Origin of the sequence: Yonghaparkia sp. Soil809 (assembly GCF_001429705.1) — a bacterium.
In the GTDB taxonomy this organism is placed as follows: Bacteria; Actinomycetota; Actinomycetes; order Actinomycetales; family Microbacteriaceae; genus Microcella.
In genome coordinates, this window is the sequence record NZ_LMSV01000001.1 from 866,343 (window position 1) to 886,083 (window position 19,741).

At 68.9% G+C, this 19,741-nt stretch carries 18 protein-coding genes; 7 read left to right on the forward strand and 11 right to left on the reverse strand.

Annotated features, from left to right (window positions below):
* The first annotated feature begins 29 nt into the window (after positions 1 to 29).
* Entirely contained in the window at positions 30 to 1,043 is a 1,014-nt protein-coding gene (locus tag ASG83_RS04230; protein WP_082514944.1) for a formylglycine-generating enzyme family protein, read from the forward strand.
* On the opposite strand, the gene ASG83_RS04235 is transcribed toward ASG83_RS04230, so the two are convergent.
* The 6 genes from ASG83_RS04235 to ASG83_RS04260 form a co-directional block, all read right to left on the reverse strand.
* Positions 1,011 to 2,318: a family 43 glycosylhydrolase gene (locus ASG83_RS04235; RefSeq protein WP_055857513.1), complete on the reverse strand. Its 1,308-nt coding sequence runs from the start codon at positions 2,316 to 2,318 to the stop codon at positions 1,011 to 1,013. The two genes, ASG83_RS04230 and ASG83_RS04235, sit on opposite strands and share 33 nt — an antisense overlap.
* On the reverse strand, positions 2,318 to 3,769 hold the full coding sequence (locus ASG83_RS04240; RefSeq protein ID WP_055857516.1) for a sulfatase: 1,452 nt from the start codon (positions 3,767 to 3,769) through the stop codon (positions 2,318 to 2,320). The genes ASG83_RS04235 and ASG83_RS04240 overlap by 1 nt, the downstream gene beginning before the upstream one ends.
* Positions 3,766 to 5,883 (reverse strand): ABC transporter ATP-binding protein, encoded by a 2,118-nt coding sequence (locus ASG83_RS04245; protein ID WP_082599074.1) that lies wholly within the window; start codon positions 5,881 to 5,883, stop codon positions 3,766 to 3,768. Before ASG83_RS04245 ends, ASG83_RS04240 begins: the two co-directional genes overlap by 4 nt.
* Before the next feature lie 25 nt (positions 5,884 to 5,908).
* Positions 5,909 to 6,766 (reverse strand): ABC transporter permease, encoded by an 858-nt coding sequence (locus ASG83_RS04250; protein ID WP_055857518.1) that lies wholly within the window; start codon positions 6,764 to 6,766, stop codon positions 5,909 to 5,911.
* Positions 6,763 to 7,713 carry an ABC transporter permease gene (locus ASG83_RS04255; RefSeq protein ID WP_055857521.1) on the reverse strand — a complete coding sequence of 317 codons (951 nt, stop codon included), beginning with the start codon at positions 7,711 to 7,713 and terminating at the stop codon, positions 6,763 to 6,765. The genes ASG83_RS04250 and ASG83_RS04255 overlap by 4 nt, the downstream gene beginning before the upstream one ends.
* A gap of 71 nt (positions 7,714 to 7,784) precedes the next feature.
* Positions 7,785 to 9,194: an ABC transporter substrate-binding protein gene (locus tag ASG83_RS04260; protein ID WP_055857523.1), complete on the reverse strand. Its 1,410-nt coding sequence runs from the start codon at positions 9,192 to 9,194 to the stop codon at positions 7,785 to 7,787.
* 374 nt (positions 9,195 to 9,568) lie between these two features.
* On the opposite strand from ASG83_RS04260, the gene ASG83_RS13385 reads away from it, so the two are divergent.
* The 3 genes from ASG83_RS13385 to ASG83_RS04275 all read left to right on the forward strand — a co-directional run bounded on the left by ASG83_RS13385 (position 9,569) and on the right by ASG83_RS04275 (position 12,633).
* Positions 9,569 to 10,579, forward strand: a complete 1,011-nt coding sequence (locus ASG83_RS13385; RefSeq protein ID WP_369813384.1) for a LacI family DNA-binding transcriptional regulator — start codon at positions 9,569 to 9,571, stop codon at positions 10,577 to 10,579.
* A 90-nt stretch (positions 10,580 to 10,669) separates the two neighbouring features.
* Complete coding sequence (locus tag ASG83_RS04270) at positions 10,670 to 11,398, forward strand: GntR family transcriptional regulator (protein ID WP_055857527.1); 729 nt, start codon at positions 10,670 to 10,672, stop codon at positions 11,396 to 11,398.
* A gap of 2 nt (positions 11,399 to 11,400) precedes the next feature.
* Positions 11,401 to 12,633, forward strand: coding sequence for an alpha-hydroxy acid oxidase (locus ASG83_RS04275; RefSeq protein WP_055857528.1), 1,233 nt, complete (start codon positions 11,401 to 11,403; stop codon positions 12,631 to 12,633).
* Here ASG83_RS04275 and ASG83_RS04280 read toward each other — a convergent pair.
* From ASG83_RS04280 to ASG83_RS04300, 5 genes are all read right to left on the reverse strand, one after another.
* Positions 12,630 to 13,475, reverse strand: coding sequence for an aldo/keto reductase (locus tag ASG83_RS04280; protein ID WP_055896674.1), 846 nt, complete (start codon positions 13,473 to 13,475; stop codon positions 12,630 to 12,632). The two genes, ASG83_RS04275 and ASG83_RS04280, sit on opposite strands and share 4 nt — an antisense overlap.
* Before the next feature lie 156 nt (positions 13,476 to 13,631).
* The gene (locus ASG83_RS04285; RefSeq protein WP_055857532.1) at positions 13,632 to 14,297 is read right to left on the reverse strand and encodes a glycosyltransferase family 2 protein; all 666 of its coding nucleotides are present in this window, start codon (positions 14,295 to 14,297) and stop codon (positions 13,632 to 13,634) included.
* Positions 14,294 to 15,688 carry a bifunctional PIG-L family deacetylase/class I SAM-dependent methyltransferase gene (locus ASG83_RS04290; protein WP_055857535.1) on the reverse strand — a complete coding sequence of 465 codons (1,395 nt, stop codon included), beginning with the start codon at positions 15,686 to 15,688 and terminating at the stop codon, positions 14,294 to 14,296. Before ASG83_RS04290 ends, ASG83_RS04285 begins: the two co-directional genes overlap by 4 nt.
* The gene (locus tag ASG83_RS04295) at positions 15,685 to 16,755 is read right to left on the reverse strand and encodes a hypothetical protein (protein ID WP_055857536.1); all 1,071 of its coding nucleotides are present in this window, start codon (positions 16,753 to 16,755) and stop codon (positions 15,685 to 15,687) included. The genes ASG83_RS04290 and ASG83_RS04295 overlap by 4 nt, the downstream gene beginning before the upstream one ends.
* A gap of 132 nt (positions 16,756 to 16,887) precedes the next feature.
* Positions 16,888 to 17,580: an aspartate/glutamate racemase family protein gene (locus ASG83_RS04300; RefSeq protein WP_055857538.1), complete on the reverse strand. Its 693-nt coding sequence runs from the start codon at positions 17,578 to 17,580 to the stop codon at positions 16,888 to 16,890.
* A gap of 148 nt (positions 17,581 to 17,728) precedes the next feature.
* On the opposite strand from ASG83_RS04300, the gene ASG83_RS04305 reads away from it, so the two are divergent.
* The 3 genes from ASG83_RS04305 to ASG83_RS04310 form a co-directional block, all read left to right on the forward strand.
* Positions 17,729 to 18,482 (forward strand): Fic family protein (locus tag ASG83_RS04305; RefSeq protein WP_235460023.1); only part of this gene is annotated, 754 nt, incomplete at its 3' end.
* 26 nt (positions 18,483 to 18,508) lie between these two features.
* Entirely contained in the window at positions 18,509 to 18,781 is a 273-nt protein-coding gene (locus ASG83_RS13390; protein WP_369813385.1) for a hypothetical protein, read from the forward strand.
* A 35-nt stretch (positions 18,782 to 18,816) separates the two neighbouring features.
* Entirely contained in the window at positions 18,817 to 19,740 is a 924-nt protein-coding gene (locus tag ASG83_RS04310; RefSeq protein WP_055857541.1) for an LLM class F420-dependent oxidoreductase, read from the forward strand.
* Position 19,741 lies beyond the last annotated feature (1 nt).

Here is a 19,741-nt window from a genome sequence, read left to right on the forward strand (position 1 = left end):
CTGCCACGCCCGGCGACGACCCCATCGCCATGGAGCAGACATGCTCGTGCGGAGTGGCTCGCACTGAGGTGGGAGGAGGAGGGGCCGAGACTCGGCACCCTCGAGCCCGGCCCGAGCAGAACTCGGGAGGCGTGCACGATCTCGAGCAAGCGATCGTCCCTGCCGGCACGTTCGCGATGGGGGACTCCTCCGGTGACGCCAACCTTCAGGATGGTGAATCGCCCGTGCACACCGTCGCGCTCAGCGCCTTCTCGATCGACGCGACAGCGGTGACGAACCTCGCGTTCGCCGCCTTCGTCGAATCCACGGGCTACCGCACCGAGGCCGAAGTGTTCGGATACTCCGCGGTCTTCCACCTCGCTCTCTCAGCACCCGAGGTCGACATCATGGGCGTCGCCGCGGGGTCTCCGTGGTGGCGCGGAGTCCGAGGTGCGCAGTGGCGCCGCCCCGGCGGTTCCGGCTCGTCGATCGAGGGCCTTGAGGATCACCCCGCAGTTCATGTCTCGTGGAACGATGCGACGGCCTACTGCGTCTGGGCGGGTCGACGCCTTCCGACGGAAGCGGAGTGGGAGTACGCGTCTCGCGGAGGCCTCGACGCGTCCAGATACCCGTGGGGCGACCAGCCTCCCGACGAGGGCGGGCGGTGGCGAGCCAACATCTGGCAAGGTGACTTCCCGGTGACGAACACCTCCGACGATGGATTCATCACGACGGCGCCCGTGAAGGCCTACGCCCCGAACGGCTACGGTCTATGGCAGACGGTCGGCAACGTCTGGGAGTGGTGCGCCGACCGGTTCGATGCTTCGTACTACCGATACAGCCCCGATCGTGATCCGCAGGGCCCGACTTCCGGCGACACCCGCGTGCTGCGAGGCGGAAGCTACCTGTGCCATGACTCGTACTGCAATCGCTACCGCAACTCGGCGCGCACTCACAACACTCCGGACTCGTCCACGGCCAATACGGGATTCAGAACCGTCGCGGTGTCCGGCGCCATGGGCTCCCGAGCTTCAGTGGAAATGCAGCCAATCGATCCCGACTGACCCGCCAGCCGGAGTCCACCGGACCACGATGCTCTCGAGGTCGTCGAGTGGCTCGACCGCCAGAGTGAGCTCGGCCAGTCCCTCCTCATCGAGCATCACGGCGCCCCGAGCGATCGTTCCGTCATCGCTACGGCGCGAGAGGATGACGTCGGCCGAAGCCCGGGGAGTGCCAGCCGCGCCGATCGCCACGGAAGTCGACCCGAGGAGGCCCTCGATGTTGGGGAACTCCACACGCGCGTCCGTCCCGTGACACCCCATCACCACGAAGTCGTCAGTGTGCCGATCGAGCTGGAGCTTTTCGGCGCCGAGCACTCGGAAGTACTCCGCGGCGCGGATGCGACCCCGGCGGGCCTCGTACCGGCCGACCCCGGTCAGATCGACGCGGATCGGCGCGATCGTGCCGTCAGACCGGTAGTGGACGTAGCTGATGAAGGTGTCTCGGAAGTAGCGGTTGCCGGTTTGCGAGATGTCGCAGTAGGCGAAGTAGGTCTGCCCGTGCCAGGAGAAGAACGAGCCATGGCGACCCTGCGCGGGCCCGAGAGGCCACGTCGGCTGGTCGAGGCCGGTCGGGAAGCTCGAGTCGTCGATCACGCAACCGCGATACGTGTACGGCCCGAACAGCGCGAGTGACGTCGCATAGAAGGCACCCCACGACAGGTAGTACAGGTCGCCTTCGCGGTGCAGGAACGGCTTGTCGTCCGTGCCCCTGCCCTCGAAAGGACTGCCCTCCGCGTACGTGTACGGTCCCTGCGCATCCTGGATGCGCAGCTGACGCGGCGGCTCGGCCAGGGAGACCATGTCCTCGCCGAGCTCGGCGATGAAGTAGTCCCAGGCACCGAACACGATGTACCGCCGACCGCCCTCGCTGAAGATGCCGGGGTCGTAGTGCTGAGTCGATGTGAGCCCCTCCGCGAGAAGGGGAGCGCCCAGGGGGTCAGACCAGGGGCCCACCGGCGTCGGACCGGCGACGACGCCGACCCGGGCATCCCCCTCGGAGAAATACCAGAAGTACCGACCATCTTTCTCGGCGGCGTCGGTAGCCCAGGCTGACGTGAACTCCACCGCTCCGCGCAAGTACGTATCGTCGGGCGAGAGTGTCGAAGCATGCTGCCAGTGCACCAAGTCGAGCGAGCTCCACACCTGCCAATCCGCCATCACGAACGAGTCGTTTGACGGGGACAGATCGTGCGATGCGTACAGGTACGCGGTGTCGCCGAAGATGCGGATGTGCGGGTCGTTCACTCCCTGGTTCGGGATGACGGGGTTACCCGACATCACTCACCGTCCCAGGATTCCCGGACCACGAGCGTCGCCGCGTCGGGATCGAGCTCGAGCGAGGCCAGGGCGGCGAGCCCTCGGGCATCGGCCGGCGCGCCCAGCCGCAAGGTCACGTTGCTCGACAGGGCGTCGAAATCGACGTCGGCGAGATCGGCGAAATGCTCGCACGCCTCGGCCCGCAGCTGCTCGAGCGTCGCTCGCGTGCGGACGTTGTACGCCAAGTTCATGGATTCCTTACCGCTTCGCCTGTCGATCAGGATTTCCCGCTGATCCGGCGCGGACCAGATGTACTTCCACAGTGGCGTGATGACTGCGTACATGCCCATCACCCCAGCCTGGTACTGGCCGTAGACGTGGCGGTCGTTGAGGGGGTCGGCGAGCGACAGTCCTTCGCGTTCGGCCGACTTTCCCGCGGCCGCGGCGATCGTCGGGTACACGTCAATTAGGCTCACAGGAGATTGGACGACCGAGCCGGCGACGAAGCCAGGGCCGCGAACGAGCAACGGCACTCGCGCGGCCGCATCGAGGAAGCTCCGCTTGCCGAAGGTTCCATAGTCGCCCAGGAACTCGCCGTGGTCCGCGGTCAGGATCACGAGGGTGCTCTCGGCGAGGCCGCGGTCGTCGAGCTCCGTGAGGATACGGCCGATCTGCGCATCGACGTGCGCCACCGACGCGTAGTAGTACGCACGGATCAGTTGCAGGAGCCGGCGATCGCGTCCGCCATCGCGATACTTGTAGCGCTCCTGGAGGCGGTTGTACACCGTCATGAGGGCTTCCCCGCCCTGCGGCTCGAACGGCTCGGGGAGCAAAGAGGGGGCGAGACGGCGGTGCCATGGCGCCGGCGGAGCGAATGGCGGGTGCGGCGCGATGAAGCTCGACCAGAGGAAGAACGGCGCGTCGTCGTCGCGTTCCTCGATGAAGGCAATGGAGCGGTCCGCGACCCAGTGCGAAAAGTGATGCTCCTCCGGAACCGGAGACAACTGCGGGATGTAGTACATCTCGTCTCGGAGTCCGTGAGGATGCTCGACGTAACCGAACCCGACCTCCTCTAGATACGCGAGATAGTCGTCATCGTCGACGGTTCCGAATTCCTCGCCCGTATCGCGTGAGACAAAGCCTCGAAGTTCCTGGCCGTCGGGCGTGAAGTGCATCTTCCCCACCCCGTGAGTGACGTACCCGGCGTCGGTGAGCAGATCCATGACCGTCGAGGTGTCGGGCATCGGCATCTCGTTCTCGTAGCACGCATTGGTCTGCGGCTCGTTGCCGGTGATCAGGGATGCGCGTGACGGCACGCACACGGGAGACGCCGTGTAGGCCGACGTGTATCGGGCCCCTTCCCGAGCGAGCCGATCCATGTTCGGAGTGGGAACGATGGTGCCGCCGTAGGCGCCGATAGCGTCTGCGCGCAACTGATCGCACATGATGAGCAGAACATTGGATGGAGTCACTGGAGCGTCTTCCTCGTGGTCTGGCGAACGGGCCCGAGTCCGTGCGGCACATCGGCCGAGATCGGTGCAGACGAGCCGGAGCCGACGAGGGTGAACTCGCCGGCGAAGTGGCAGGCGACCCCATGCTCGGCCTCCGGATCGGCAGTCGGCTTCTCCGTGCGGCAGATCTCTCGGTCGGTGCGCATGGTGGGGCCGATCGGGCACCTCGTGTGGAATCGGCATCCGCTCGGCGGGTTCAACGGTGTGGGCACTTCTCCTTGCAGGATCACGCGTTGTCGCGACAGCGCAGACGGGTCCGGATCCGGCACAGCGGAGAGCAGGCTCACCGTGTAGGGGTGCTGAGGATTGCCGGTCACCTGCTCGGCAGTGCCCTGCTCGACGATCTGACCGAGATACATGACCATGATCCGGTCGGCGATGTGACGGACGGTGGCGAGATCGTGTCCGATGAACAAGTAGGACAGCCCGAGCCTGGTCTGCAGCTCCTTCAGCAGGTTGATGATCTGCGCCTGTAGCGACACGTCAAGAGCTGCGACTGCCTCATCGCAGACGATGAGCTGCGGGTCGACCGCCAAGGCGCGCGCGATGACGAGACGCTGGCGCTGCCCGCCCGAGAACTCGTGCGGGAACCGATTGGCGATCGACGCATCCATGCCGACGAGTTCGAGCAGAGCGTCTCTGCGGTCGCGCAACTCCTGGCCGCGCATCCCTTGAAGCGCCAGCGGCTCGGACAGCATGCTCCCCACGGTTCGTCGCGGGTTCAGAGCCGACATCGGATTCTGGAAGACGATCTGCACGTTGCGGTTGTACCGGCGCCGTGCGGCGGCGCTGAGCACGGTCGAATCCTGGCCGGCGTATCGGATGGATCCGCCGGTGGGCGACTCGACCCCGAGCACGAGCTTGGCGATCGTGGACTTCCCGCACCCTGACTCGCCCACGAGGCCGAGCGTCTCGCCCTGATGCACGTCGAACGTCACTCCGTCGACGGCTCGAACCTGCTGCCTACGCCCGAACGCGCGCGTGCGCGGGCCGTCGAACTGCTTCGTGAGATCCGCAACCTGCAGAAGCACAGCGCCACGGGCCGCTGCGGCTCTCGGCGCCTGTTCGATCTCGAGTGCCAGCTCGGGGCGCAATGGCAGCGGCGTCGTGCCGTCGCTCACCCAGCAGGCGTGGCGCCGCGCTCCTTCGCCGGGTTCCAGAGCGGGTGCATCAACGAAGCATCGAGCAACAGCGAGGGGATCGCGCGGAGCGTACGAGCATCCGATGATGGGCTCGCGCATCGTCGGCGGGCGACCCGAGATCGCGACGAGGGGCACGTCGCGCGGCTGCGAGAGCTTGGGCGTCGCGGCCAGCAGGTCGCGCGTGTACGGGTGCTGAGGGTTCGCGAACACCTCGGCGGTCGGCCCGGTCTCGACGATCTTTCCGCCGTACATCACCGCGACGCGCTGGCAGAGCTGGGCGACGACACCGAGGTTGTGGGTGATCAGGATGACAGCGGTGCCGCGGTCGCGGTTGAGTGTGTCGAGAACGTCCAAGATCTGGGCCTGGACCGTCACGTCGAGTGCGGTGGTGGGCTCGTCGGCGATGATGACCTCGGGATCATTGGCCAGTGCCATGGCGATCATGACCCGCTGCGACATCCCCCCGCTGAAGGCGAGCGGATAGTCACGCAGCCGTGCCTCCGGATCGGGGATTCCGACCTGATGCATGAGCTCGATCGCCCGCGCGTTGGCCGCCGACGCGGAGATCGCGCTATGGGCTCTGATCGCCTCGCCCAGCTGATCCCGAATACGCATCAGGGGGTCGAGGGCTGCCACAGGGTCCTGGAAGATCATGCTCATCGCGGCCCCCCGCATCTGGCGGAGCTCGTCTCGCGACTTCGCGAGAACATCGACCCCCTTGAACGTGATCGACCCGCTCTCGATGCGGCCGGGCGCACGCACCATATTCATGAGTGAGGTCGCTGTGACCGACTTGCCCGACCCGGACTCGCCCACGATGGCGAGTGTCTCGCCCGCAGACAGATCGAATGAGACTCCTCTCACCGCCTGAACAGGGCCATCGGAAGTGTGGAACGTGGTGACGAGGTCTCGAACGGAGAGCAGCGGGATCATGAAGGCGCCTAGGTTCGGGCCGGTGCTACCGGCGAAGGAGGCGGCGGTTGAGACCATCGCCGATGACGTTGAAGCAGAGAACCAGAGCAGTCAGGATGACCATGGGCGCGATCGCATAGAGCGGTGCGATCGCCAGGAAGCTGCTGCTGCTGCGGAGGAGTGATCCGAGCGACGGCTCGGGCGGCCTGACGCCGATGCCGACGAAGCTCATCGCGCCCTCGATGAACACAGCGATCGACAGGCTCAGGGCAGCCTGCACGATGAGCGCGTCGACGGCGTTCGGTAGCACGTGCCGGACGAGCACTCGGATCGGCCCCGCCCCGGTGACCCGAGCTGCAGTGACGTAGTCGCGAACCTGCTGCGAGCGAACCGCGCTCCGCGTCAGGCGCCCGAACAGAGGGACGTTGACCAAGGCCACCGTGATTAGGACCGCCTCGATACCGGCGCCGACGATCGCGGCCACCACGATTCCCATCACAAGGCTCGAGAAGGCGAGCGAGACATCCAGGATCCGCTGCAGCACGGCATCGAGGATTCGGTTCAGACCGCTGGCGAGACCGAGCAGGATGCCCATGAGTGCGCCTATCGGCACCGCGATCACACCCACGAGCGCGTCCTGGCGTATGCCGAACAGCACACGACTGAACAGATCGCGTCCGAACTCATCGGTGCCGAGCCAGTGCTCGGCGCTGGGAGGCGCGAATGCCTGACCGCCCTGGAGATAGGGCGACTGCAAGGGCAGGAAGGGCGCGAGAAGTCCGACCGACACGAAGATGATGACGATCACCGTCGCGATGAACACCCCAGGGTCAGCCAAGGTCCCTCGCAGCGCGGACGGGAGTCGTCGGGATCGTGCTGGGGAGAGCTCGGGAATGGCGGTCATCGGATTCCCATTCGAACGCGCGGATCGAGAGCCGCGTCGGCCAGGTCGGTCAGCGTTTGCATGACGACGAATACGGCCACGGCGAGAAGCAGCAGCACTTGGGTCAGGAGGTAGTCACGGGTGATGACGGACTGCAAAATCAGTTGGCCGACCCCGGGCCAGGCGAAGACGACCTCCACGATGATCGCGCCGGCCAGAAGCTGCCCGATCTGGATGCCGAGGACGGTGAGGACCGGCGGCAGGGAGTTGGGAATGACGTGACGGGCGAAGAGCGTCGTCGTGGTGAGCCCCTTCGCGATCCCAGCCTGCACGAAGTCCTCCTCCCTCTGGCGTCGCATCGATGCGGCCAGGAACCGGGCGATGGTGGCTCCGGTTGGAAGCGCCAGCGTGACGGCGGGGAGCAGGAGATACGGAATGGCGCCGACTGGGTCGCCGAGCCCGGGACCGACACCGCCCGAGGGAAGCACGCCCAGATAGATCGAGAAGACAAGGGTGAGGAAGACGCCCGTGACGTACGGAGGAACAGCGAACGCCACTGAATTCGCTGCCGTGAAGACGCTGTTGACCGCGCGCCGACGACTGACGCCGAGGACGATCCCCACGACAGCGCCACCGACCAGAGCGAGGAGCAGAGCGCCGCCGGCGAGGAAGACGGTGTTCGGCAGGCTGTCGCCGATGAGTTCGGCGATCGGTGCGCTCAGAATGAAGCTGTCTCCGAGATTGCCCGTCAGAATCCCGCCGAGCCACGAGGCGTACTGCTGCCAGAGGGGCAGGTCGAGACCCAGTCGCGTGCGGATCGCATCGATCGTCGCCTGGTCGGCATCGGCGCCCGCAAGCGCGGCTGCCGGGTCGCCCGGCGCGAGCCTCAGGATGAAGAAGATCACCACGGACGCGACGAGCAGCACGATCAGGCCCGACAGCACCCTCTTCGCGGTGAAGATCAACACTGATTCATTCCTTTCGATCCGGTGGGGTCGGCTCGATCGAGCCGACCCCACCGTTCTCCTGCCAACCGGTCCTAGTCGAGATACACGCGATCCAGGATCGGGTAGTCGAGAATCGTCGCTTCGAACCCGTTGATCGACGATGAGATCGCGTACGTGTGGTAGCTGCTGATCAGGTCGGAGACGAACTGCTCGTCGAGGAAGAACTCATTCAGCGCCGCGATGTTCTCCGCGGCGGCCGCTTCATCGGTCTCGACCCGCACCGCGTTCGCCAGATCCTTATAGGTCTGGTTGTCGAACTGCGAGGCGTTGCCGTTGGCGTTGAAGGGGAAGGCGCCCGTGACGAGTGTCGCTGGCGAGAGCTGACCGAAGCCGTGGACATTGATGAAGAGCCCGTCCAGTTCGCCATTGCGCAGGCGCGTCAGGAAGTCCGCAGTCTGGAGCGGTTCCGCCTGCGGCTGCAGTCCGGCCTGTTCGAGATCGAAGATGACCACCTGGGCGATGCCCGTCATGATGCCGCTGTTGGCGTCGTAGAAGACCTTGACGGGCTCACCTGCAGCGCCGGCCTCCTCGAGTGCCGCGGTCGCCGCGTCCACGTCGTAGCTGTAGAAGTTCTGCAGGGACTCGTCGAAGGCCGCGGAGGATGGCGTCCACGGGATCGAGCTCACGATGCCGTTGCCGCCAAGCACCTGGTCGAGGATTCGCTCTCGGTCGATCGCGGTCGCGATCGCCTGGCGGACCTCCTTGGAGCTCAGGAGCGGGACGTTCACATTCGACGCGACGTAGTACCCCGCGTCGGCGGCCGGAGCGTTGAAGACCTCGAAAGCAGGATCATCGCGGATGGCCGTCGCGTCGAGCGGCGCGAGGTCGACGGCAACCTGCGCCTGACCAGACCGCAGCGCCGTGAGCATCGCCTGCGAGTCGCGGACGGCCGTGACGGTCACGCTGTCGAGATAGGCCACGTCGCCCCAGTAGTCGTCGAAGCGAACCATGTCCACTCGCTGACCGGGGGTGTAGTCGTCGACCAGGAAGGGCCCGGTGCCGTTGAAGTTCTCACCGAGCAGCAGCTGGTCCACGGTCGCGTCATCGATGATCGGCATCATCTCGAAGAGGTCGAAGAGGTTCGTCACCGCGTACTCGAGCGTGATGGTGAGCTCGGTGTCGGAGACGGGGTCCATCTCCGTCACGAGGTTGGCGACGGACTTCACCTGCGACGGGATGCCCTCGGTGCGCAGGGTTTCGATGCTCGCGATCACGTCGGCGCTCGTCATCGGCGTTCCGTCATGGAAGGAGACGTCATCCCTCAGCACGAAGCTGATGACGGTGTCGGCGTCGGTGAGCTCCCACGACTCCGCCAGGGAGGGCTGCGGCTCGCCAGTCGCCACGTCCATCTGGATGAGCGAATTGAAGAGCAGGCGCTGGATGCCCAGATTTGGCTGAGTCTGCCCGAACCAGCCGTTGAGCTGGATGTCCGAGCTCTGCACGATGTTGATTGACCCACCTTGCGTCGGCTCGCTGGACGGTTCGTCCGGCCCGCTGGCGGGCGCCGCCGCAGTGCATCCTGCGAGGAGCGAGAGTGCTGCCGTCGCTGCAAGGGCGGCAGGCAGGTGACGTGGGCGCGTCATGCTGCGGCGCGAATGGGTCTGATGCATGTGACTTCCTTGTCTTGGCAGGGACCCTGACCGGATAACAGGGCCAGTGTAAATCGATTGATACGTTTCAATCGATTGAAACGCCAACTTACCTCGCGCTTATCGGTCGCGCAAGACGGATCGTCGACACGCCGCCTCTCAGATGTAACGTTTCAATTACGTTGCACGGGGAGAATCGTGGAGTGGATCAAGAAGGCCCCGTGACGATGCAGACGGTCGCGGACGCGCTGGGCCTGTCGCGCGCCACGGTCTCCCTCGCGCTCCGCGACGCGAGCAAGATCGCCGAGGAGACGCGGCTCCGCGTCCAGGCCGAGGCCGCACGACTCGGGTACATCCCTAACCGCAATGCCGTTCGTCTCCGAACCCAGCAGCGGAACGTCATCGGGCTGGTCGTCCCCGACATCACGAACCCCGTCGTCGCTGAAGCGGCGATCGGAATGCAGATGGGGCTCGAAGACCGAAGCATGATCGTCCTCCTGTCGAACACCTTCGATGACCTCACGATGCAGCGGCATGTGCTCCGCCAGCTGGTCGAGGAGCAGGTCGCGGGCGTTCTGCTGCTGCCAGCGTTGGGAACCACGGCCGTCGAGCTCGAGCGCCTGCGGGCAGCGCGCATACCCGTCGTCCTCCTCAACCGAGCCGTACCCGAGTCGGATCTGCCCATCGTCCACGTCCTCGATGCCGAAATCGTCGGAATCGCGTTCGAGCATCTCGTCGTGGAGCACGGGGCTCAGTCCCTGGGGTACTTCGGCGGAATCGGTGATGCTGGTCCGCGCATACAGCGCATGGAGTCATTCAGCCGGCTGTGCGCGGCGGAGGATGTGCGCGTGATGGAGGCCTGGTCCGCCCCATCGCCATCGAGCGCCATCGCGGCGCGAGAACTCGCTCACCGGCTGCTCGGCTCGGCCGAGCCGCTGCCGGATGCCCTCATCGTGCACAACGACATCATCGCCATCGGTGTCCTCAGAGCCTTGAACGAGTTCTCGATCTCGCCGAGCGAGCTCCGGGTCGTCAGCATCGACGACGTGGAGCTCGCGTCGATCACCACCCCGAGTCTCTCCTCCGTCTCGATTCACCCCCGTGACCTCGGCCGAACCGCAGGACATCGGCTCCTCGCCGCTCTCTCCGGTGGGGTATTCGACGGAGCGCTGGAGGCGCCCTCGTTGGCACGACGAGAGTCGTGCGGTTGCGGGTCGGCACCCGTGGCCGTCGGATAGTCCGCATCCCTGGTGCCTGGTCCCCGCAGAGACGAGCACGCTCTCGCGAAGGTGCGTGTACTTGTATGACAATCTGATAGCTTCTCCCCCGTGAGCATCGACGCCCTGGCCGTCACGTCGGTCCCCGAGGCCGTATACGAGGCCCTTCGGGAGCGGATTCTCACTCAGCGTGAGGCCCCGGGAGCCGCCGTCACCGAACAGGCCGTCGCTGACCGCTTCGGGGTCGCCCGCCCGACGGCGAAGGTCGCGCTGGAGCGACTCGTCGCCGAAGGGCTGCTGCGGCGCACGGCGCACAAGACCGCGCGAGTGCCGCAACTGTCGCGCGACGACATCGTCGACCTGTACGCGAACCGCGCGATCGTCGAGGAGGCGGCGTTGCGCGCCCTCGCCACTCGCGGCATCGTGCCGTCGGAGGCGCTCGCAGCGCAGCGGATGCTCGCCGATGCCGCCAGGGCGGCGCACGCGCCCGCCGGGTCGGCCTCCGATCGCGACGCCACGGCCCCGCTGGCCCGAGCCGACATCGCCTTCCATCGCGCGCTCGTCGAGGCGCAGCCGTCTCCCCGACTCGCACGCATGCATGCTCTGCTGATGGGCGAGATCGAGTTGTGCACGGGCCAGGTGCAAGCGCACCGCCTCCTCGCGCTCGCCGACGTCGTCGAGCAGCACCAGCGCATCCTCGATGCCGTCGCCGCCGGCGACCCCGAGGCCGCGGGCAGGCTCACCCGCGCCCACATTGAGGGTGCCCGCGACCGCCTGCTCGCCCGCTACGACGCGACGCGCAGCGCTCCGAACGACGAACCGACCCACGAGAGAGACTGACGATGGTGAAACGCCGCTTCCCCCGCCCGAGCGAGCTCGCCCCGCTCATGAAGTTCAAGACCCCCGAGCTCGACGGCAAGAAGCGGCGCCTGCAGAGCGCACTCACGATCCACGACTTGCGCGCCATCGCGCAGCGCCGCACCCCCAAGGCGCCGTTCGACTACACCGAAGGCGCGGCCGAAGGCGAGATCTCGCTCGGACGCGCACGCCAGGCGTTCGAGGACATCCAGTTCAACCCCGCGATCCTGCGCGACGTCAGCCGCGTCGACACCGGATGGGAGGTCCTCGGCCAGAGCGTCGAGCTGCCCTTCGGCATCGCGCCGACCGGCTTCACCCGGATGATGCACACCGAGGGCGAGATCGCGGGGGCGACGGCGGCGGCCGCCGCGGGCATCCCGTTCGCTCTGTCGACGATGGGCACGACGAGCATCGAGGGCGTGCGGGATGCCGCGCCGAACGGTCGCAACTGGTTCCAGCTCTACATGTGGAAGGACCGCGAGAAGTCGATGGAGCTCGTCGAGCGCGCCGCCGCCGCGGGCTTCGACACGCTGCTCGTGACGGTCGACGTGCCCGTCGCCGGAGCGCGCCTGCGCGACAAGCGCAACGGGTTTTCGATCCCGCCCGCGCTCACGGTCGGCACGATCGCCAACGCGATCCCCCGCCCGTGGTGGTGGTGGGACTTCCTGACCACCGAGCCGCTCGCGTTCGCGAGCCTGTCGAGCTGGGACGGCACGGTCGCCGAGCTGCTCGACTTCATGTTCGACCCCACCGTCACCTACGAGGACCTGGCGTGGATCAAGGAGCAGTGGCCCGGCAAGCTCGTCGTCAAGGGCGTGCAGACGGTCGCCGACGCCAAGCGCCTCGCCGACCTCGGCGTCGACGGCATCACCCTCTCGAACCACGGCGGCCGCCAGCTCGACCGCGCGCCGATCCCGTTCCACCTGCTGCCCGAGGTCGTGCGCGAGGTCGGCCGCGACACCGAGGTGCACCTCGACACGGGCATCATGTCCGGTGCCGACATCGTCGCGTCGATCGCGCTCGGGGCGCGGTTCACCCTCATCGGCCGCGCCTACCTGTACGGCCTCATGGCCGGCGGGCGCGAGGGCGTCGACCGCGCCATCCAGATCCTCGGCGACCAGGTGGCCCGCACGATGCGGCTGCTCGGGGTCAGTTCCCTCGACGAGCTCGAGCCGGGCCACGTGACCCAGCTTCAGCGGCTCGTCCCGCGCGGCTAGAGCCCGACCCCGCGCGAGCGCAGGTCCTCCGCGAACGCGCGGCGCAGGTCGTCGTCGACCGCGAGCGCCGACGCGGCGATCGAGTCGAGCACCGACTCCACGCGGGTCGAGCCGATGACGGGCCACGCTCCGGGCATGGCGTCGAGCATCGCGGCGAGCGCCGCACGATGCACCGAGGTGCCGTGCGCCGTCGCGGCGGCGGCGACGCGGGGCACGCGGGTCGCGAGCGGCTCGGCCTTGGGCCCGCCGAACGGCGCGTAGGCGAGGAAGGGGATGCCCGCCTCGACGCAGTAGCGGTACTCGGTCGCCGGGTCGACGCCGAAGCCGAAGCGGTTCTCCACCGCGTCGATCTCGGCGATCGCCCGGGCGCGGTCGAGCAGCTCGACCGAGGCGTTCGAGAGGCCGATCGCCTCGACCACCCCCTCCTCGCGCAGGGCGGCCAGCTCGCGCACCGACGCGTCGATGTCGTCGACGCGGTCGGCGCGGTGCAGCAGCAGCAGGGACGGCGGGGCGCCGAGCACCTCGCGGCTGCGCAGCGCGTCGGCCCGGACGCGCTCGGGCGACCCGTCGACATCCCACGCCGCCCGCGCGACGCGGAAGTGGCCGGCCTTCGTGATGATGGGGATGCCCGGGGCCTGCGCGCGCGCCGCCTGCGCGATGCGCTCTCCCGCGGCATCGTCGTCGACCGTGGCATAGGCGCGTGCGGTGTCGATCGCCCGCACGCCCGCGTCCACGGCCGCGCGGACGACCTCGAGCGCCCCGTCGATCGTCGCGCCCTCCTTGAGCACCAGGGAGGCGACGCCGAGCACGACGCCGCCGGGCGGGAGCGAGAATCGCGTCATCGCGCGCTCACGGTGCTCGCGCGGCCGCATCGTCGCGTCGTCGGGGTCATGCCTCCACCGTAGGGCTCTGACGGGTCTCCCGTCGCCCCCGCGCCCGGCGCTCGTGCGCGCGGAGCACGCGCGGCGCCGCGTGCCGCACGGCCCGGATACCCCCGGTCAGCCGGCGAGCTCGGCCTCGACGCGCCGCAGGTGCCCCGCGTAGCCGCCGGCGGTGCGGCCGTCGAACCGCGCGGAGGTCTCGACCTCGCACGCGTCGCTCGCGACCTCGTCGACGCCGAGAGCGCGCAGCCGGGCGACGAGGTCGACGTCCTCGTGCTCGTCGAGCCCGGCGAAGCCGCCCGCCGCGCGGTACGCGGCCGCCGAGACCCCGAGGTTCGCACCGTGCACGTGCCCGTTCGGGAAGCCCCGGCGGTGCGTCGCCGTCCAGTGGGCGACGTGCGCGGGCGAGAGCTCCGCGAAGCGCGGTCGCACGGTGCCGATCATGAGCGCGCGACCCTCGCGGTGCAGCCGCCACTGCTCGGCGAGCCAGTTCTCGGGCACGGTCGAGTCGGCGTCGGTGCAGGAGATCCACTGGGCGCCACGGTCGAGCACGGCCGAGACACCCCGCGCTCGCGCGAGGCCGACGCCGACGGGCGCGAGCTCGACGACCTCGACCCCGGCGAACCCGCGCGCGACGTCGGTGGTCGAGTCCGAGCATCCGTCTGCCACGACGACGACCACGACGGGAACCGTCACGAGCGCGGAAGCCCGCGCGATCGAGGCGAGGCAGTCGCCGATGAGATCCTCCTCGTCGCGGGCCGGGATGACGACGCCGATGCTCATGCGAGCCCCTCGCGCTCGGCGACCGAGCGGCCGTCGCGCGCGTACACCTCGAGCACGAAGTCGCGTTCGACGTGACTGACCGTTCGCTCGAGCGACGACCGTGCGAGGCGCGCGTGCACGTCGTCGCCCCGCAGCGGGTAGTCGGCGACGGGATGCCGCCAGTGGCAGGCGACGAGCGCTCCGGTCGGGTGCAGGGCGGCCTCGATCGCGGGCACGAGTCGATCGAGGGCGTCGAGATCGGCGTAGTAGCCGACCTCGGAGAGCACGATGAGGTCGAAGGTCCCCTTCGGCAGGGCGCGGAGGGCGTCATGCTGCTCGATGCGGACGGCGGCGGACTCCGCCGCGGACGACGGGCTCTCGGCCAGGCGCCGTCGTGCGAGAGCGACCGCCTCCTCGGCGATGTCGACCGCGAGCAGCGCGTCGCATCGCTCGGCGAGGCGCTCGGTGAGCAGCCCGATCGAGCAGCCGAGCTCGAGCGCCGACGAGTACCGCTCGGCGGGCAGGGCGGCCATCGTCGCGTCGCGCTTGCGCTGCTCGTACCAGCGAGAGGCGAGCCGCCACGGGTCGTCGCGGCGCGCGTAGAGGGCCTCGAAGTAGTCGGCGCCGAGCGGGGCCGCGGGCGGTGCGGCGGCGGGCGCGGCCTCCTCCACCACGAACAGCTCGATGCCCCCTCGGAAGTTCTCGAGGAACCGCGCGTGCAGCATCGGCTCCTCCCCCGCGTGCTGCGAGGAGTGCGCGTCGATCGCGGCCGACTTGCGGCGCGCGTCGATCGCCAGCGCGCGCATCGACTCCCACGGCACCGCGGCGTGGTCGGGGTCGGCCCAGTGGCGCATCCAGATCGGGTAGGCGAGCAGCGTCAGCCAGGCGGCGTCGCGCGCGACGAGCTCGCGCACGATCTCGCCGACGACGCGGTGGTCGCGGTGGCCGTCGCCCGTCCAGGGCGCGGCGACGAGGATGCGGCCGGGCGCGCCGGCCGTCGTGCCGTCGGGCTCCTCTCTGACGACCGCTTCGAGCACCGCGGCGAGCGCCGCCGCGATCCCCTCGCGGTGCTCGCGCGTCCCCCCGTCCGGGAACCCCAGCAGCACGGGCGCCGTCGTCACCCCGAGCAGGTCGAGGGCGACGAGCAGCTCCCCCGCCCGGCGGCGCCCGATGCGCGGGTCGTCGGGGTGCGACCCGGCGCCGTCGGTCACGACGACGACCGTCACGGGCAGGCCGCGCTCCGCGCACGTAGCGATGAGCCCGCCGGCGCCGAGCGTCTCGTCGTCGGGGTGCGCGGCGATGACGACGAGGGCGGTCGCGCCGTCGAGGTCGAGGGGCGGACGATCGTGGGTCCGGGCATCCGCCGCCCACACGGCCGCGCTCGTGCCGGGGGCCGCCGCATCGAACGTCACCACGGCGCCTCGCTCGCGGTCAGCGCCTCGCCGAGGGAGGCGAGGTCGCGCTCGGCGTGGTGCTGGCGCACGTAGAGCTGGAGGTCGGCGACGCGCTTGGCGTGCTCGGCGTCGAGGGCGAGCGGGGCGGGGCCGAGCGCGCGGGCGGTGCGGGCGAGCACGTCGTCGCACGTGCGGGCGATGGTCGCGCGCACGCGCTTGGCGAGGATCCGCGCCGTCGCGCGATCGGCTCCAGGGGCGCGGCGGGCCGCGTCGGCGAGGACGAGGCGGGCGGCCTCGAGCTGCTCGTCGATCGCGCCGAGATGCGCAAGACCGTGAGCGTCCGCGCGGGCGGCAAGTGCCGAATGCAGGGAGCGGGCGAGACCGACCGCGCCGCCGAACCAGCACGCGGCGACGCCCGTGCCGCCGATCGCGAAGCCGGGCCGCTGCAGGTACCAGCCGTCGGCGCCGACGGGCTCGGCCGCGACGTCGGCGAAGCGCACCGGCCCGCTCGGGATCTCGCTCAGCCCGCGTGCCGCCCAGGCTCCCTCGGCGACCGCGACGCCGGGGGCGCGCAGGTCGACGGCGAAGAGGCGCCGGGTGCCCGCGTCGTCGAGGTGGGCGGTCACAAGGGCGCGATCGAGGATGCCCGCGAGCGAGCACCACGGCTTCACCCCGTCGAGCCTCCAGCCGTGCGCGGTCGGCCGCGCGCGCAGGGGCTCGTCGCCGCCCTCCGCCGCGAAGACGCCCCAGACGGCGGCGGGGTCGCGGTCGAGGGACCCCGCATCGGCGGTCGCGGTCGCCTTGGCCTCGGCGAGGATGCTCAGCGCATCGAGGTGCGGCTCAACGACCCGCGCCGCGCCGAGGTCGACGGCCCCGAGCGTCGCGAGCGCCTCCCACCGGTCGAGCAGCGCGTCGGCGGCGGGCTCGCGCGCAGCCAAGCGCTCGAGCGCGCCGAGCTCGAGCACCCCCAGGTCGCGCGCCGTGACGAGGGCGTCGGGCACCGTCCGCGGGGCGAGCCGCTCGACGAGCATCGCGCGCGGCCCCGGGCCGCCGGAGGCGGTATCGGAGGTCAGACGGACGCGCATTCCCCGACGGTAGCCAAGGGAACGAGGCCGCGGGCCGCCTCGGTCAGCCTCCTCCCAGCCGTATCAGCGGAGCGACTCCACCGTGGCGGGGCTTCGCGGCTCGCGCGGCGGAGGCGCTCCTCCAATGACCGCTCATCCGGCGAGCGCCGCGTCGACCGCCGCCGTCGCCTGGATGCGCGTTGTCGCGAACGTCGGCACGCTCACGTCGCCGTCGCCGATGAGCAGCTCGATCTCGGTACAGCCGAGGATGACGCCCTCGGCGCCGCGGTCGACGAGCCGATCGATGACCGCGACGTAGGCAGCGCGCGACGCATCGCTCACAACCCCGAGGACGAGCTCGTCGTAGATGACCGAGTGCACGAGTGTCCGGTCAACCGTCTCGGGCACGAGCACCACGATGCCCCGCGCCTCGAGGCGCTCGATGAGAAACGGCTGCTCCATCGTGAAGCGAGTGCCGAGCAGCGCGGCCGTGCGAACGTGAGCCGCGAGGATCGCATCGGCAGTCGCGTCGGCGATGTGCAGGAAGGGGATGCTTACCGCCCGCTCGATCTCGTCGGCGACGAGGTGCATCGTGTTCGTGCACAGCATGATGAAGTCGGCGCCGCCGCGCTCGAGCGAGCGGGCCGCCTCCGCGAGCATCCGCCCGGCCGCCGCCCAGTCGCCCGCCGCCTGCATAGCCTCGATGTCGGCGAAGTCGATCGAAACCATGAGGGTCCGCGCCGAGTGGAAGCCGCCGAGACGGTCGCGCACCTCCTCGTTGATGAGCCGGTACGAGAGCGCCGAGCTCTCCCAGCTCATGCCGCCGAGGAGGCCGATCGTCTTCATGGGCGAACGCTAGCAGTGGCACAACGGGCCGGAACGGCTGCGGCTGCAACCGCGTCGCTATGAGCAAGATCTTGTTTCCTGCACTAGTTATTGCAAAATCTGGGGCGATTTTTTACATGAACTGACGACGTGCATCTAATCTTTCACTATGGTCTGGACGCCGAACAGCCCCTACAACGATCTGCCGGATCTGCCTCCGCCGATCGATGTCGAGTCAAAGCGCATCCTCAAGCAGGTCGCAGAGGCGAGAGCCGCTCTTGCCTCGCTCGACCAGGCGGCTCGACGCATCCCGAACCCGAGGGTTCTGCTCAACTCCATTCCACTTCTCGAAGCGCAGGCGAGCTCTGAGATCGAGAACATCGTCACAACCGCCGACGAACTCTTCGCGGCCGATCAGCTCGACGAGGATTCGACGCGACCCGAGGCGAAGGAAGCGCTCCGATACCGCGTGGCGCTGCTCGACGGAGTTCGCAGAGTTCGTGATAGACCACTGTCGGCGACGACGTTGATCACCATCTGCTCCACCCTTCAGGCCCGCGAGATGAGGGTGAGAGACCTTCCGGGGACGTTCATCGGAAATCCGGCCACCCGCGAGGCGATCTATACACCTCCCGATGGCCAGCGCCTCCTCATGGAGCGGTTGGATGCGTGGGCGCGCTTCGTCCACACCTCGACCGCCCTCGATCCGCTCGTCGTCATGGCGCTTGCTCACTATCAATTCGAAGCAATCAACCCGTTCTCGGACGGCAACGGGCGTACTGGACGGATTGTCAACATCCTTCTTCTCATCGACCGTGGGCTGCTGAGCGAGCCGATCCTGTACCTCTCTCGCTACATCGTCCAGAACAAGGCGGAGTACTACCGGCTGCTTCTCGCCGTGACCGCCGAGGCGGCATGGGAGGNCGATATCCAGGCGCTCTATCGCGAGATGCAGGGGGAACTGCGGGCCGTGCTCCCCAGTGGAGCGAACGCGGACCTTCTGGACGTGCTGTTCGAGCAGCCCTACTGCCGGATCACGACGGTCATGGAGAGATGCGACGTCACGCGACCGACGGCGACAAAGTGGCTCAAGATCCTGACCGAGGCCGAGGTTCTCATCTCCGTCAAGGCCGGCAGAAGCCTCGTCTTCATCAACCGCACGTTCTTCTCCCTCTTGACTCGCGCTGAGCGAGCGCCGGAGCCCGCGCCCACACTCTTCTAGGCTCGACGTACCGCCGCACTCCAGGAGGAGCATCCATGCAGTTCTGCGCGTTCACCGAGCCCCAGCAGGGCGCCGACTACGAGACGCAGCTCGCCCACGCGCAGCGCGCCGAGGCGCTCGGCTTCGACGGCTGGTTCCGCTCGGACCACTACCACGTCATGGGCGACGGCGACGGGCTGCCCGGCCCGACCGACGCGTGGACGACGCTAGCCGGCCTCGCGCGCGAGACCTCCCGGGTGCGGCTCGGCACGCTCGTGTCGTCGGCGACGTACAGGGTGCCGGGCATCCTCGCCATTCAGGTCGCGCAGGTCGATGGCATGTCGGGCGGCCGCGTCGAGCTCGGCCTCGGCACCGGCTGGTTCGCGAAGGAGCACGCGGCCTACGGCATCCCCTTCCCCGAGAAGCGATTCGGGATGCTCGAGGAGCAGCTCGCGATCGTGACGGGCCTCTGGGCCACCCCCGACGGCGCCACGTTCTCGTTCGAGGGCGACCACTACTCGCTGCTCGACGCGCCCGCACTGCCGAAGCCCGCGCAGCGACAGATCCCCGTCATCGTGGGAGGCGGCGGCCCCCGCCGCACCCCGCAGCTCGCCGCCCGCTACGCGACCGAGTTCAACATCGGCTTCGTCGACGAGGCGACGGTCGCCTCGACGTTCGCCAACGTGCGCTCGGTGTGCCTCGAGGAGGAGCGCGATCCCGACACGCTCGAGCTGTCGGTCGCGCTGCCGACGATCGTCGCGGAGGACGCGGCGACGCTCCGCCGGCGCTGCGAGGCCGTCGGCATCGACCCGGAGTCGCCGCACGACGCCCGTCTGGTCGGCACGCCCGACGAGGTCGCCGCGAAGATCGAGCGGCTGCGGGGCCTGGGCGCATCCCGCATCTACCTGCAGACCGTCGACATGACCGACCTCGACCACCTCGACCTCATCGCCCGCGACGTCATCGCGCGCGTGCGCTGAC

Bases quoted from the DNA above. Each gene is read 5' to 3' on its own strand.
- ASG83_RS04230 (WP_082514944.1), top strand. From the start codon at position 30: ATGGAGCAGACATGCTCGTGCGGAGTGGCTCGCACTGAGGTGGGAGGA.
- ASG83_RS04235 (WP_055857513.1), bottom strand. From the start codon at position 2,318: ATGTCGGGTAACCCCGTCATCCCGAACCAGGGAGTGAACGACCCGCAC.
- ASG83_RS04245 (WP_082599074.1), bottom strand. From the start codon at position 5,883: ATGATCCCGCTGCTCTCCGTTCGAGACCTCGTCACCACGTTCCACACT.
- ASG83_RS04250 (WP_055857518.1), bottom strand. From the start codon at position 6,766: ATGACCGCCATTCCCGAGCTCTCCCCAGCACGATCCCGACGACTCCCG.
- ASG83_RS13385 (WP_369813384.1), top strand. From the start codon at position 9,569: ATGCAGACGGTCGCGGACGCGCTGGGCCTGTCGCGCGCCACGGTCTCC.
- ASG83_RS04275 (WP_055857528.1), top strand. From the start codon at position 11,401: ATGGTGAAACGCCGCTTCCCCCGCCCGAGCGAGCTCGCCCCGCTCATG.
- ASG83_RS04280 (WP_055896674.1), bottom strand. From the start codon at position 13,475: ATGACGCGATTCTCGCTCCCGCCCGGCGGCGTCGTGCTCGGCGTCGCC.
- ASG83_RS04285 (WP_055857532.1), bottom strand. From the start codon at position 14,297: ATGAGCATCGGCGTCGTCATCCCGGCCCGCGACGAGGAGGATCTCATC.
- ASG83_RS04295 (WP_055857536.1), bottom strand. From the start codon at position 16,755: ATGCGCGTCCGTCTGACCTCCGATACCGCCTCCGGCGGCCCGGGGCCG.
- ASG83_RS04300 (WP_055857538.1), bottom strand. From the start codon at position 17,580: ATGAAGACGATCGGCCTCCTCGGCGGCATGAGCTGGGAGAGCTCGGCG.
- ASG83_RS13390 (WP_369813385.1), top strand. From the start codon at position 18,509: ATGCAGGGGGAACTGCGGGCCGTGCTCCCCAGTGGAGCGAACGCGGAC.
- ASG83_RS04310 (WP_055857541.1), top strand. From the start codon at position 18,817: ATGCAGTTCTGCGCGTTCACCGAGCCCCAGCAGGGCGCCGACTACGAG.